Below are 14868 nucleotides of genomic sequence, written 5' to 3'. Positions count from 1 at the left end.
GCTCAGACTTTTTCTAACCAGCCAAATTTATCCTCGGCTTTGCCCCACTGAATATCATTCAGTGCCTGACGCAGTCGCAGGGTGGTTTCACCCGGCTCACCGGAGCCGACGGTAATTTCTTCGCCGTTACGGATAAAGGTGCCCACCGGGGTTAATACCGCTGCGGTACCCGATAGCGCTGCTTCGGTGCCTGGCTTTTGTGCCCGCTCAATCAGCTCATCAACGGTAAAGTCACGCTCGGTGACGGTCATACCCATATCGCGTGCCAGCGTCAGGATCGAATCCCGGGTAATGCCGTGTAAGAAGCTGCTATCCAGCGCTTTGGTGATGATCTCGTTACCGTCGATCAGGATAAAGTTGGCAGCGCCGGTTTCCTGTACGTCGCCATTCGGGCAGAACAGGATTTGATCCGCATGATGTTCTTTGCGCGCCTGCAGGATCGGGCCTAACGCGCTGGCGTAGTTGCCGCCACTTTTGATCATGCCCATGTGTGGCGCGCAACGCATACCGTCTTCTTCTAACAGCAGGCGTAACGGCTTGGCACCGCTGGCAAAGTAATCACCCACCGGAGAAATCAGCACGTACATCATTGACGACTCAGACGGTGCAGCGGCTTTACCAATGGCGGCTTCGGTGCCGATATGGGTTGGGCGGATGTACATCGACCCCGGCGGTGCTGGTACTTCGTCGGCGTACAGTGCAACGATGTCTTTAATCATCTGGCCCAGCTGCGCTTTATCAATCTCCGGCAGGTACAGCAGCTCGCTGCTTTGTGCCATACGGTCGATATTGGCACTCATACGGAACAGATTGACGCTGCCGTCTTCGTGCTTAAATGCTTTTAACCCTTCAAAACAGGTGCTCGAATAATGTAAGACATGAGCGCCCGGGTGGAATTCTAATTTGTCGGATGGAACGATGCTTGAAGCAGTCCAGGAATTATTCTCGAAAGTTGCCAATGCCATTTTCGGCATGAAAACGGTTCCAAATGCGGCCATATCTGTTTCTAACCTCAGGTGTGGAAGCCCGGCGATGGCTTCCTGACTCAATCTTGTGGTTCAACGTATCTGAATAACGCATCTGGGTGGGCGTTAACTATCAGGGTGCACGAGAAGCTGCCTTCCTGGTGCTTGCAGCTTCTGCTTTGCTGTGTGCCGCTGAGTTCTGCACGAAATGCCAGAGGGTGTTCTGGAGGGGCTTGCCGTCTTGTGAACGGCTTACCCGGAGATAGCAACAAAGCCACCGGCGTTCTGGTTTCAGAGAAACGCTGGTCGTCGAATTCTGGGCCGGGATTATCGCTTATTTTTGCCCGTATGGCTCGCACTTCTTGAGCGAAACCACGGGGTTTGTGCTCAACTGCTATATTTATCAGATAGCTAAAGTGTTTAATGGAATCAACCAATGAAGCAATCCCGAGGTTTTACTCTTATTGAGCTGGTGACCGTGCTCGTCTTGATAGGCATCCTGGCAGCATTTGCTCTGCCGCGTTTTGTTAACCTGGAAGACGATGCCCGTGCTGGACTGGTCTCAGCAACCGGTGGATCGTTCAGAAGTGCCGTCTCGCTGGCACACAGCAAATGGCTTGCGGGTGGCAATAATGGCCCGGTGGATAATCTGGATCTGTTTGGTACCGGTACCAACCTGATGGATATGAATAGTGCGGGCTGGCCTGCGCAGAGTTACTTCCCGTTTGAGTCTGATCCGCAGTTGAATAACGTTTTTGATTGTTTGTCGGTTTGGCGGGCGATACTGGAAGATGGCTCACCCACGGTTGAGCGTAATACCACGCAGGATTTTCAGGCATCGTATAGCTCCAATACCTGTACCTATGCGCTGGTTGAAGAACCTGCGTATTCGATTTTTTATGATTCCAGAACCGGTGAAGTAACGATTGATACAACGTTGTGATGTTGTATTGGCCTAAGCACTAAGCTGCGCTTGCTCGTAATATTTCTTAATGATAGCTTTGAAGTTATCAGGTTGTATCGTTTGATCTGGTTTTTAAATAGTGTGTGTACACACTGATCAGGAAGGGATTTTCTTGCTAGTGAAGGTTTCAGAATGCAATCAGCGGGTTGTATGCCAATGCTTAAAAATTCTCGCCAGAATATCAGGCGTGCGAATAAGCCGCCATGTCAAAAATATAGAAGTATAGTTATATAGGTTATTTATGAGGTTGTTTTTTATTGTAGTTCTGATGCCTTTAATGGCGAGTTGTTCGATTGTGCCTTCCGGTAATAGGTATGAAGATTTGCATGGAGTGGTTGATGTAAATGCAACAGTCGAATATGTGGGTCCTAATAATGTTCTTTTGGATAGTAAAAAATACCCTGAAGATGCAGTGCTGCTTTTTCCTTCAGTTCCGGGAGGTATATTTGGAAAACCGAATTCTTCGATATTATTTGCTGAAGAAATAGATAGTTCAATGAAATTTACTCTCGACCTTTTGGAAAAAAGAGAAGAAATGGAAAATTCCATAAGGCCTCTGGATAGTTTATGGAAAGGCTTGGGTATGGAAATTAATCCAGCCGATACACTAATCGGCCGGGTGGGAACTTTTCCGTATAGTAAAGTAACAGGAGAGCCACTTGGTGGTGGTGGCTTTATTGATCCAGAAGAAAGAAATAGCTTGATTCTTATTTATGTAAATAAAGCATGTAAAATAAATGGCGATATAAAATTAAATGATAAAATTTACAGTCATGATCTCCAGTTTTCTGGCCCGGGTTTTTATTGGGTGGAATTAGAAGAAAGTGAACGGAAAAGATATTCTATTAAGAGGTATAAAGAGGGTGGCGAGGTCTTCTCAATACATGTAAGGGATCTGATGTTATTGTAGCAATATCAATCATAGAATTTTCTATTCATGATTTTGAACTTGAAATTTTGACACTTACTGCCAGTAAGTACGAGTAAGTATCTAACGAATGTAATTCTGTGATCAGCTTGATTTTTTGTGGCTCTATATGTTTTTAGACTGTTTGGAGCAACGTGCAATTTGAAAAAACGCCATCAAAAAATTATTTGATGGCGTTTCTGTTTTTGCACTAACTGGGGAGATTATTCGCTGGTTTTAGCGTCGTTTCTTTCAATATGGCTTGCCGTTACAGCCGAACCACCTTTTAGTTTTTCCCGCAGGCTTTGCATAATCACATACAACGCCGGAATCAGCATAATGCCAATGACGGTAGCGAATAACATACCGGACAGTACCACCACACCAATCGAAATTCGGCTCATCGCACCGGCACCGCTGGCGACCACTAATGGCGCAACCCCGAGAATAAAGGAGAAAGCCGTCATTAATACCGCACGGAAGCGCAGGTTAGCAGCTTCTGCTGCGGCATCGAGAATTGACAGGCCTTCTTCATGCCGCTGCTTGGCAAACTCGACAATCAGAATAGCGGATTTACTCGCCAGGCCAATTAACATGACTAACCCCACCTGGGCATACAGGTTGTTATCAATGCCGGGAATTAAATACAGCGGTAACATCGCACCCATAATAGCAACCACCACCGATAACATCACGGCCATCGGAATGGTCCAGCTTTCGTATTGTGCCACTAAAAACAGGTAAGCAAATAATAACGACAGTGAAAAAATTACCACCACTAAACCCGAGGCTTCCTGTTCTTGTTGTGCGGTGCCCATCCATTCCAGACCATAACCATCCGGTAGTGTTTCTGCTGCCAGACGTTCCACTTCGGCAATGGCATCACCCGAGCTGAAACCGGTTTCCGGGGTAATCACCAGCTTGGCGGTACGGTACAGGTTAAAACGATCCAGTTGTTGTGGGCCAAGAATCTGTTCGATATTCACCAGCGAACCGACCGGTACCATATGTCCGGTAGTGGAGCGCACATAAATAGCGTTGATGTCCGAAATAGTATTTCGGAACTCACTCTCGGCCTGAATCATCACCCGGAAATTACGACCCAACATATTAAAGTCGTTAACGTAAACCGAGCCTAACTGGCTTTGTAAGGTGGCAAATAAATCCGACAGTGACACTTTTAGCGCCTGTACTTTCTGGCGATCAATGGTCATGTGTAGTTGCGGGTTGCTGGCGTTATAACGGGTATAAGCCTGTTTTACTATTTCGGAATTATTCAGTGCAAGAATAAACGCGCTGGAAACCTGAGCCAGTTCTTGGGGAGTACCACTGCCTAAATCCAGCAGGTTGGCTTCCAGGCCACCGGCATTACCCAAACCAGGAATGGGTGGCGGTGGGAAACCAAAGGCGTTAGCACCGGGTTCTTGTTTCAGCACGGTGTTCATTTCACCGAAGACTTTGTACCAGGGCAGATCTTCACGTTCCGACCAGTCATCCAGTACCGGCAACATAAAGGCGCTGGAGGAGGATGCAGCACCTGCCAACAGGCTGAAGCCAGAAATCAGCATGGTACGGTCGACCCCTTCGAGCTGACGTACGCCTTCATCTAATCCCAACGCCAGTTCATCAGTACGGTTTAATGAGGCACCCTGAGGCAGAGATACATCGACAAAAAACGCGCCCTGATCTTCGTAGGGAATAAAGCCGGTTGGGGTGTTGCTGAATAAAAATGCGGTCATTAATGCGATTACGCCCAGGCTGCCCAGCGCCACACTTTTACGGGTATTCAGGAATACCGCGCCTTTCATATATTTGCCGCGAATTTTATCAATCTGACGATCAAACCAGGCAAAGAAGCCTTTGCTCTCGCCTTCTGGTTTTAATAACAGTGCACATAAAGCAGGAGATAAGGTCAGGGCGTTAATTGAGGAGAACACCACGGCGACAGAAATGGTCACCGCAAACTGAGTGTACAGTTCACCGGTTAAACCTGGCATAAAGGCGACTGGCACAAATACCGCCAGCAATACCAGTGTGGTGGCGACCACAGGGCCAAAGACTTCCACCATGGCTTTTTCGGTGGCGGTCACCGAATCGAGATTATCTTCGGCCATATGACGTTTGACGTTTTCCACCACCACAATGGCATCGTCAACCACAATACCAATGGCAAGAATCAGGGCGAATAACGAAATGGTGTTAATCGAAAAGCCCGCTACTGACAGCGCGATAAAGGTACCAATTAACGACACCGGAATGGTGGCAGAAGGAATTAATGTCGCGCGTAAATCGCCAAGGAATAAATAAGTCACTGCGACAACCAACACAAAGGTCATAGCCAGGGTGCTGATCACTTCTGAAATGGAGGCACGGACAAAATCGGTGGAGTCGTAGAACACCTGATATTCCATATCCTCGGGGAAGAACTGACTCAGACGTTCCAGTTCAGAATAAACCTGATCAGCGACATCCAGTGCGTTTGCACCCGGACTCTGGTACACCGCAAATGGCACACCGCTGCCGCCATTAATGTGCATATTAACGGCGTAGCTTTGTGAACCCAGTTCGATACGGGCGACATCTTTCAGGTACAGCAGGCCACCGTCATCACCGGAGCGGACAATAATATTGCCGAACTCTTCCGGCGTGGTTAAACGCCCTTGGGCGGTGATGGTGTATTGGAATTGTTGTTCGTCTTTTAACGGCGGTGCACCAATTTGACCAAGTGCCGCCTGAACGCTCTGACTCTGAATCGCATTATTCACATCCTGCGGCGTTAAGCCGAGGCTGCGTAACTGATCTGGATCGAGCCAGATGCGCATACCATATTCCATACTACCAAACTGGTTGGCACCCCCCACGCCGTTAATCCGGGCGATGGCATCTTCAACAAATACTGAGGAATAGTTGCTCATATAGAGGTTGTTGTGAGTGCCACCGGGAGAGGTCAGAGCAATCACCATTAACATATTGCTGGCTTGTTTCTCGGTAGTGACCCCCATACGCACCACTTCTTGTGGCAGGCTGGGTTGTGCCAGAGACACGCGGTTTTGCACGTTTACGGCGGCCAGATCCGGGTCGGTACCGACTTCAAACGTAATGGTCAGGGTATAACTGCCGTCGTTGCCACTGACGGAGTTCATATACAGCATGTCATCTACACCATTGACCATAGCTTCAATGGGTGCGGCGACCGATTGTTCAACCGCTAAGGCGTTAGCGCCGGTATAGCTGGCGGTGACTTTAACCTGTGGCGGAGTAATTTCCGGGTATTGGGTTACCGGCAAGGCGGTTAAGGCCAATAAACCGGCAATCATAATGACGATGGAGATAACCAGCGCAAACTTGGGGCGATGAATAAAAAACTGGGAGAACATACTGATTACTCCGCGTCAGGGATGGCGATCATGGCTTTGACTGTCTCGCCTACCTGCACTTTTTGCAGGCCTTCGGTAATCACCTGCTCGCCTTCGTTTAAGCCACTTTTAATCACCCATAAACCACGGATTTGCTGGCTCAGGTCAACTCGGCGTTGTTCAACCTGTTGCTGATCATTAACGATCATGACAAAAAATCCGTCTTTATCACGTTGCACAGCTGATTGTGGAATCGCCAACACTTTCGGAATGTTTTTCGGCTCAATTTGTACGCGTACATATTGCCCGGGTAACAACAAGCCTTCCGGGTTATCAAATACGGCGCGCACTGTGACGGTATCGGTTTCGGTTGATACTGTTGGATCAATAAAATCAAACACGCCATCGTAAGGGTAAGGTTTGTTATCCGATAAAATCAGTCGGGCGATGACCTTTTCATTTTCTTCAAGCTGCATGGCGCGGCGACGAATATCCACTAATAATTTATCGCTGAAGGCTATTTCAACATAAATCGGATCTTGCTGGGCAACGGTGACCAGAGTACCGGAATTCGGGGTGACCACATTACCTTCACTGATAGTGGCCTTACCAATACGACCGGTAATTGGGCTATAAATTTCGGTGTAACCTAAATCCAGTCTGGCTTGTTGTACTCCGGCTTCGGCGGCCATCACGGAGGCAGCAGCCTGATCGCGGGTGGCTTCGGCGGTGCCTAATTCGGATTCGGAAATGGCGTTGGTAACAATTAATTTGCGGTAGCGTTTTAAATCGGTTTCGGCTTGCTTCAGGCTGGCTTTGGCGCTGGCTAAGTCGGCCTGACTGTGTTGTAGCTGAACCTGATAGCTGTCTTTTTCAATCTGAAATAACAGCTCGCCTTCGTTGACGGTTGAACCTTCGATAAAAGCCTGCTGCTCAATAATGCCGGTGACTCGCGGGACGATATCAATGCGGCTGGCGGCAACAACCCGCCCGGGCGTGTCGTACTGGCGGGATAGTGGTTGGCGTTTAATGGTTTCAACAATAACAGCCGTATGTTGCTCCGTATTCTCTGGTTTATCTTCGGCCAGGGCAGAAAAAGAAACTGTGCCAAGCAAAGTCGAAAGGGTCAGGCTTTGTAGCAGATATTTCATACGGGGTTTCATATGCAAGCATTCCTTGTTAAATCCACACGTAGAGTATCAGATTCGTTCGATGGCTTGTTGCAGTTTTTCCACCCCGATAACTTCCATACCTTCAATCGCCTGACGCGGCATATTGCCCTTTGGAACAATGGCGCGTTTAAAGCCGTGTTTGGCTGCTTCTTTAATACGCTCTTGTCCGGAAGGTACGGGTCGGATTTCTCCGGATAACCCGACTTCGCCAAACACAATTAAATCTTGTGGCAAAGGTTGATTACGGAAGGATGACAGGGCCGCTAATAACAGCGCCAGATCGGCGGCAGTTTCGGTGACTTTAACGCCACCCACCACATTGATATAGACATCCTGATCACCCAGGTGAATACCACCATGGCGGTGCATGGCTGCGAGTAATAAATTTAATCGGTTTTGATCCAAACCAACCGCGACACGTTTGGGGTGACCAAAATGGCTGTCGTCGACCAGCGCCTGAATCTCCACCAATAACGGCCGGGTACCTTCCCAGATCACCATCACAACACTGCCGGCGGCAGGTTCTTCGGAACGTGATAAAAAGATGGAGCTGGGATTTTTTACTTCTTTTAAACCTTGTTCGAGCATGGCAAAGACACCCAGCTCGTTAATCGCACCAAAACGGTTTTTAATACCACGCAAGGTACGGAAGCGGCTGTCGCCAGAGCCTTCTAACATGATGGAGCAGTCGATCATATGTTCCAGCACCTTGGGGCCGGCAATGGTGCCGTCTTTAGTTACATGGCCAACCAAAAATAATACCGTGTTGGTTTGTTTGGCAAAGCGGGTTAAATAGGCGGCGCTTTCGCGAACCTGCGACACGCTGCCCGGAGCCGATTCAATGCCATCGACGTGCATCACCTGAATGGAATCGATCACCACAATTTTTGGCTGATGCTGCTGTAAGGTTTTGGTTAAACGCTCGACGTTGGTTTCGCTCAGCATATTCAGCTGATCCATCGGCAGACCTAAACGTTGGGCACGGCGCGCTACCTGTTGCAAGCTTTCTTCGCCGGTGACGTATAACGCTGGCATTTGAGACGCCAGATGACACAGAGTTTGCAGCAGTAGTGTGGACTTACCCGCCCCCGGGTGACCACCAATCAGAATGGCCGAGCCGGGCACTAACCCGCCGCCTAATACCCGATCGAACTCCTGCATACCGCTGGAAAAACGTGGTACTTCATTAAGATTAACTTCATTAAGACGCTGTACCCCTTGCTCGGCAGCGGCTCCGGCATAACCACTGAAGTTGGCCTCGCGGCTGGCAGTTTTGGCGGCTGAAACCACAAACTCCTGCAGCGTATTCCAGGCACCACAACCGGTGCACTGGCCTTGCCATTTGGTGTGATCGGCACCGCAGTCATTACACACATACGCTGTTTTTTTCTTTGCCATCGGGTTGTCTCTGCCGGGTAAATTAAGAGCAGAGTTTATCTTTTTGGTGGTGGCTTTTCATCGCTTTGATACACTGGCAGGCGCCAATAATAATATGAAGATTCACAATAAGGACGCGAACATGAAAATAGAAACCCAGGCATTACATGCCGGTTTTAGTGAAGACCCAACCACTCGTGCAGTGGCGGTACCCATTTATCAAACCACGTCATACAGCTTTCGTGATACACAACACGGGGCTGATCTGTTTGATTTAAAAGAGCCGGGTAATATTTACACCCGCATTATGAATCCAACCAACGATGTGCTGGAACAACGTATCGCTGCGATGGAAGGTGGCATTGCGGGCTTGTGTCTGGCCTCCGGCATGGCAGCCATTACTGCTGCTGTTCAGACACTGGCAGCGGCAGGCGATAATATCGTTTCGGTAAGCCAGTTGTATGGTGGAACGTATAATCTGTTTGCTCATACCTTGCCGCAACAGGGTATCGAAGTGCGTATGGCATCCGGTGATGATATTGCTGCACTGGAAGCATTAATTGACGACAACACCAAAGCGCTGTTTTGTGAATCCATTGGTAACCCGGCCGGTAACGTGGTGGATCTGAAGGCGCTGTCGGATATGGCTCATAAACACAGCGTTCCTGTGATTGTGGATAACACGGTGGCAACGCCTTATTTATGTCGCCCGTTTGAACATGGCGCTGATATCGTGGTGCACTCGCTGACTAAATACATCGGCGGTCACGGCACCACGGTTGGCGGCATTATTGTGGATTCCGGTAAATTCCCGTGGAAAGACAATCCGCGTTTCCCGCGTTTTAACGAGCCAGATCCGTCTTACCATGGTGTGGTATATGCCGAAGCCATGGGTGAAGCGGCTTTTATCGGCCGTGCCCGTGTGGTGCCGCTGCGTAATATGGGGGCGGCGTTATCACCCATGAATGCGTTTATGATTTTGCAAGGGCTTGAGACTCTGGCGTTACGTATGGATCGCCATGTTGAAAATGCGCAAAAAGTGGCGCAATACCTGAGTAATCATGAACAGGTTTCCTGGGTAAATTATGCCGGGTTGGAGAACAACCCTCATTACGCGGTAGCGCAGCGTATGGTGTCTGGCAAACCTTCGGCCATTCTGAGTTTTGGTATTCAGGGCGGTGTGGCTGCTGGCACCCGGTTTATTGATGCGCTGCAGATGATCAAGCGTCTGGTGAATATTGGTGATGCCAAATCACTGGCTTGTCACCCGGCAACCACCACTCACCGCCAGCTGAATGAAGACGAAATGAAGTCAGCGGGGGTGAGCACTGATCTGGTGCGCCTGTCGATTGGGATTGAACACGCTGATGACATTATTGCTGATATTGAACAGGCGTTAGCTGCTGCCCGATAGTCTGGACGCAAGATATCCGTCACTGTTGTTTCTATAAAAAGCTTCCTGGCCGTTGGTTTGGAAGCTTTTTTTGTGCCATTGAGTGCAATGTTATCGCAATGTAAAAGATCAGGTGGAAATGTAAAATATCAATAGAATTTCGATTACTTACTGGTAACATCCCGCCACTTTGTATCTAAACGGTTAATAAGAACGGCTTAGTCGTCAAAAATATAACTTAAGGGATGGGTTTATGGGTCGGTTTACAGGTTGTTGGGTAGCGATAGGCGTTTCTCTGATGTCGTCTGCTTATGCCGCGAATAATGCACCGGGTGGTGTTGATGGAGCTGTATTGTGGTTGGATGCCTCGGATCCGAATGCGGATGGCGTTACGCCTGATAGTTTTAGTATCACCGCAGATACGCCCTGGAAGGATAAAACGTCTCAGGGATACATGACCGTCCCTGTTGCTGGTGCCCGCAATGCAACCGCATGGAATAGTCAATCGGACATCGGAGAGCAGCCAGCGTTTGAATTTCGCCAAAGTAACGCGGTTGCTTATGAGATCAAAGATCAGGCAGATCAGGCGCTAGACTTGCGCCCTCAAGCTAAGCCAAACACCACCATTTTTACCGTATATCGTAACGTGCCTATTGCTTCGGGTGAGATACGTGAGCCCAGACGTCAGGGTAGTGGCTTATGGGGGCTGGATGATAATAACTGGGATCGGATGTTTTTTAATTCGTTCGGCTCCGGCAGTGCTGCGATTAATGGCATCGTGGGTATTGGCCCGGTTTCTCAAAGTGTTTCAATCACGAATGCCGGTATTGAAAATGAAAATCGTCTGGTAACGGTTAGCTACAATCACAATGAAGATAACGGCTCATTTGTCAGCTTTAATGGTGTGACGACAGGGACGGCATTTACCCGCTTTACCGACACTACGTCAGATGATCCAGATAATGACCCTACGACCGCTCTGGGCCAGCAGCCAATATTTGCGATTGGTTGGGATGGTAATAATAATTACGCTCAGGCTGATATCGCTGAAATTATTGTGTATGAAAAAGCGTTAACCGCTTGTGAAGCCCATAAAGTTAATTTTTTCCTGTCAGAAAAATATAAAAATGATTTCTGGGGGCCAATTCCTGACGACGAACCTTGTCTGGTTGATTTATTACAAAAGATTAAAGACTACGCCGATGGTGATGGCACAACACCTGCTGCATTAACTGTGCAGGATTATATTAATGTGAGTGCCGGCAATGTTTCCGAAGAAAACCTGGCTGTTGTTAATGCCGCTATCCTGGCGAAATCTTCAACCGATATTAATACAGTTGCTGACGTACAGCGTATTATTGATGAATCCATTATTCAGAACTACGCCGATACTGACGGCGCTTCTAAGCCGGTACCCACGCCTGAAATATATGACTCGATTGGGGTAACCGGTGTCACAGATAGCAATATTGATCAGGTTAATATTGAAATTGCGGGCAAAACAAAAGCCGAAGTTGATAGCAAAGAAAAAGTACAGGCCATTGTGGATGCGATTGGTGTTTTTGTTATCGACGTTAATCCATTAAATCGTCAGATTATTGAAGGTACTGCTTTCTCCGTGACGCCCGTACTATCAGGTATACCAAGTGGCAATGTTGTGTGGAGTGTATCTGGTGTTGATGCGAACCTGTTTACGATTGATGAAAACAGTGGACTTTTAACCCTGAAAACTCCGGCTGATTTTAATGCGTTAGCCAATAATCCAGTTAACGTTACGATTACGGCAACGGATGATGGCGGTAATACTGATTCTAAAAATATTGTTTTAACGGTCTTAAAAGATACCGATGGTGATGGTACCGCGGATATCAATGACTTAGATGATGATAATGATGGTGTTAACGACGACCAAGACACTGAACCGAATAATCCGAACAATGACTCGGACAACGATGGTTCAACCAACGCCGAAGAAAAAGCGAATAACACTAATCCATTAGATGACGACTCTGATGACGATGGTGTTAAAGATGGTCATGACGTTGAGCCAAATAACCCGAACAATGACTCGGATAATGACGGTTCAACCAACGCTGAAGAAAAAACGAATAACACCAATCCATTAGATGACGACTCTGATGACGATGGTGTTAAAGATGGTCAGGATGCGGAACCAAATAACCCGAATAACGATTCGGACAACGATGGCTCTACCAATGCCGAAGAAAAAGCCAATAACACTGATCCTCTGAATGACGACTCAGATAACGACGGTGTTAAAGACGGCGATGATAGTGATCCGAATGATGAAAACAGCGACTCAGACAACGACGGTATTTCTGATAAAAAAGAAACCGGGTTAGGCCTGGATCCGCTGGATAATGATTCTGACGGTGACGGCATCAAAGACTCTGATGAAGTGTCTAATAACGGTGAAGGCACGCAACGTGATACCGACGGTGACGGCACCATTGATGCTCGCGATAACGATGATGATGGCGACGGCGTATTAACATCTGATGAGTTAAGCGACAACAATGATGATACTGATAACAACCCACTGACGCCGGTTATTGATACCGATGGCGATAAGATCCCGGATTATCTGGATAAAGACGATGACACCACTGACGGTACTGGTGGCGATTCGGATAACGATGGCCTGACCGATATTCAGGAATGTGCATCGGCACCAAGCTGTGCCGACAGTGATGGTGATGGCACGCCGGACTATCTGGATGACGACAGTGATAACAACGGCATCAAGGATGCGGATGAAGTTGCGCCGCTACTGGATACCGATGGTGATGGTACCGCTGACTTCGCTGATACCGATGATGACAACGATAACACCTCCGATATTGATGAGTTAAATGGCGTGCTCGATCCGGCTAATGCGGCGGATTCTGATCTCGATGGTATTGATGATTACAAGGATGCCGACAGCATGAATGATGCTGGTACCTCGGATGGCTTCGGTGACTCGGATAACGACGGTATCAGTGATGCAGTTGAGCGTGGCGATGGTGAAACACCGCGTGATAGCGATGGCGACCGTATTCCGGATTATATGGATGATGATTCGGATAACGATGGCATCAAAGACTCCGATGAGAGGGGAGATTCTGAGACGCCACGTGATACCGATGGTGATGAAACGCCAGACTATCGCGATGACGATTCCGATAACGATGGTAAAACCGATTCAGAAGAATGCCCGGACGCAGCGGCCTGTAACGACAATAATGGCGATACAACGCCGGATTATCTGGATGACACCATTGATGGCTCGGCTCAGCCAGATACATCTCCGATTGCTCCTGGCCCGGCAGCGCCTGAAGCAGCTCCAAGCCCGGCTCCAGAAGCCGATGCAGCAGGGTCTGACACCATTAAAACCGGTGTTAGTGGTACCGGCAGCATGAGCCTGAGTCTGTTGCTGATGTTGGCGTTGTTGGTGATGCTGCGCCATACCAATCGTCTGCGTACTGTTGGTCTGATGTTAATGGCAGCTCTGCCATTAACGACTCAGGCTGATGAGTGGTGGGATGAAATGAATGTGTATGTGGGTGCGGGTGTTGGCCGCAGTACGCTTGACCCGGATAACTCAGGTACCGGTTTCAGCCAAAAGACTAAGCATGATACGGGTTTGAAATTAACCGCCGGTTGGGACTGGAATGATCATATTTCTATTGAAGGCTATTACGCTGAATTAGGAGACGCCAAATTCCGCCCACAGGGGTCAATTAATTACCGTATGGTCGGGGGCGATGTCATTGGTCATTATTGGCTGATGGGTGAGCCTCGCCGCCAGGGCAGTATTGCCCTGTACGCCAAAGGTGGCTTAAACCATATGACCAATGATGGTAAAAACCTGCCGTATGAAAAACAGGAAACCACTCAGTTAATGCTGGGGCTGGGTGGTGAATATTATTTACCCAAAGCATTCAGCCTGCGGTTGGAATACGAGTCCTACGATAATGATGCGTCGTTATTATCGCTGAATCTGATTAAGCGTTTTGGTAGCAGTAACTCCTATCAGCCAGCCCCGGTTGTTGAGCCTGCGCCTCAGCCAGAAGAACAGCCACAGCGCACGGCTTCGATTGAGCCGGTTATTGAAGAGGATGAGGCTGAGCCCTTGATTGCTGCCGCCGTTGCAGAAGAAGCTGTTGTCGCAGAAGTGACTTCTGTACCTGAATCAATCGCAGACGTGGATGTTGTGGTTGCAGCGATTGGCTTTGCACTGAACTCGGCGGATATTTCACCATCTGGTAAAGCTACGCTGGATCAGCTGGCGGCAGACTTCAGCCAGTTCCCACAGGCGCAGCTGGAAGTTCAGGCGCATACCGATAGCCAGGGCTCGGAAGCCTACAATCAGGCGCTGTCTCAGCGTCGTGCTGAAGCGGTACAAGCGTATCTGGTTGAACAAGGTGTAAAGGCTGAGCAACTGACCGCAGTAGGGTATGGTGAAAGCCAGCCTCGCGCCAGCAATAACAGTGCAGACGGCCGGGCACAAAACCGCCGGGTTGAGTTTAAAGTGCTGAAGCGGTAACCATTCAAAGAACTTTAAGCTGCGAAAATCCTCGTATTGCAAATGCCCTCAGCCCCCACCGGAAGCGGTTGGGGCTTTTTTGATTCTGTAAAAAATCATCATTCCAACGATATAGCGCTAGAGACCCACTTATCATGTACTAGTCTTATAGCCAGTTACTAACTGAATCATTATTCAAGGGTGGG

The 14868-nt window shown here is 48.5% G+C and carries 8 protein-coding genes; 4 read left to right on the top strand and 4 right to left on the bottom strand.

The window, feature by feature from the left end:
• Positions 1 to 2: 2 nt before the first annotated feature.
• Positions 3 to 998, bottom strand: coding sequence for a branched-chain amino acid aminotransferase (locus tag ACO05E_RS06500; protein WP_419812172.1), 996 nt, complete (start codon positions 996 to 998; stop codon positions 3 to 5).
• A 403-nt stretch (positions 999 to 1401) separates the two neighbouring features.
• Between ACO05E_RS06500 and ACO05E_RS06495 the strand changes: the two genes are divergently transcribed.
• A complete protein-coding gene (locus ACO05E_RS06495; protein ID WP_419812171.1) occupies positions 1402 to 1908 on the top strand; it encodes a pilus assembly FimT family protein in 507 nt (168 codons plus the stop codon).
• 262 nt (positions 1909 to 2170) lie between these two features.
• Positions 2171 to 2839 carry a hypothetical protein gene (locus ACO05E_RS06490; protein WP_419812170.1) on the top strand — a complete coding sequence of 223 codons (669 nt, stop codon included), beginning with the start codon at positions 2171 to 2173 and terminating at the stop codon, positions 2837 to 2839.
• A gap of 221 nt (positions 2840 to 3060) precedes the next feature.
• Here ACO05E_RS06490 and ACO05E_RS06485 read toward each other — a convergent pair whose 3' ends face one another.
• From ACO05E_RS06485 to radA, 3 genes are read right to left on the bottom strand one after another with little or no spacing between them, the layout of a single operon-like run.
• A complete protein-coding gene (locus ACO05E_RS06485) occupies positions 3061 to 6213 on the bottom strand; it encodes an efflux RND transporter permease subunit (protein ID WP_419812169.1) in 3153 nt (1050 codons plus the stop codon).
• Between the two features lie 5 nt (positions 6214 to 6218).
• A complete protein-coding gene (locus ACO05E_RS06480; RefSeq protein WP_419812168.1) occupies positions 6219 to 7355 on the bottom strand; it encodes an efflux RND transporter periplasmic adaptor subunit in 1137 nt (378 codons plus the stop codon).
• A gap of 36 nt (positions 7356 to 7391) precedes the next feature.
• A complete protein-coding gene (gene radA, locus ACO05E_RS06475; protein WP_419812167.1) occupies positions 7392 to 8762 on the bottom strand; it encodes a DNA repair protein RadA in 1371 nt (456 codons plus the stop codon).
• A gap of 121 nt (positions 8763 to 8883) precedes the next feature.
• Between radA and ACO05E_RS06470 the strand changes: the two genes are divergently transcribed.
• Entirely contained in the window at positions 8884 to 10155 is a 1272-nt protein-coding gene (locus ACO05E_RS06470) for a bifunctional O-acetylhomoserine aminocarboxypropyltransferase/cysteine synthase (protein ID WP_419812166.1), read from the top strand.
• A 232-nt stretch (positions 10156 to 10387) separates the two neighbouring features.
• Positions 10388 to 14683 carry an OmpA family protein gene (locus ACO05E_RS06465; protein ID WP_419812165.1) on the top strand — a complete coding sequence of 1432 codons (4296 nt, stop codon included), beginning with the start codon at positions 10388 to 10390 and terminating at the stop codon, positions 14681 to 14683.
• The last annotated feature ends 185 nt before the right edge of the window (positions 14684 to 14868 follow it).

Source organism: Bacterioplanoides sp. (genome assembly GCF_965226395.1).
In the GTDB taxonomy this organism is placed as follows: Bacteria; Pseudomonadota; Gammaproteobacteria; order Pseudomonadales; family Oceanobacteraceae; genus Bacterioplanoides.
Note: the sequence above shows the minus strand (reverse complement) of the source record. Positions and strands in the feature narration are given on the sequence as shown.

What these genes read in the sequence shown, in the direction of transcription:
- ACO05E_RS06500 (WP_419812172.1), bottom strand. Translation starts at nt 998, where the DNA reads ATGGCCGCATTTGGAACCGTTTTCATGCCGAAAATGGCATTGGCAACT.
- ACO05E_RS06495 (WP_419812171.1), top strand. Translation starts at nt 1,402, where the DNA reads ATGAAGCAATCCCGAGGTTTTACTCTTATTGAGCTGGTGACCGTGCTC.
- ACO05E_RS06490 (WP_419812170.1), top strand. Translation starts at nt 2,171, where the DNA reads ATGAGGTTGTTTTTTATTGTAGTTCTGATGCCTTTAATGGCGAGTTGT.
- ACO05E_RS06485 (WP_419812169.1), bottom strand. Translation starts at nt 6,213, where the DNA reads ATGTTCTCCCAGTTTTTTATTCATCGCCCCAAGTTTGCGCTGGTTATC.
- ACO05E_RS06480 (WP_419812168.1), bottom strand. Translation starts at nt 7,355, where the DNA reads ATGAAACCCCGTATGAAATATCTGCTACAAAGCCTGACCCTTTCGACT.
- radA (WP_419812167.1), bottom strand. Translation starts at nt 8,762, where the DNA reads ATGGCAAAGAAAAAAACAGCGTATGTGTGTAATGACTGCGGTGCCGAT.
- ACO05E_RS06470 (WP_419812166.1), top strand. Translation starts at nt 8,884, where the DNA reads ATGAAAATAGAAACCCAGGCATTACATGCCGGTTTTAGTGAAGACCCA.
- ACO05E_RS06465 (WP_419812165.1), top strand. Translation starts at nt 10,388, where the DNA reads ATGGGTCGGTTTACAGGTTGTTGGGTAGCGATAGGCGTTTCTCTGATG.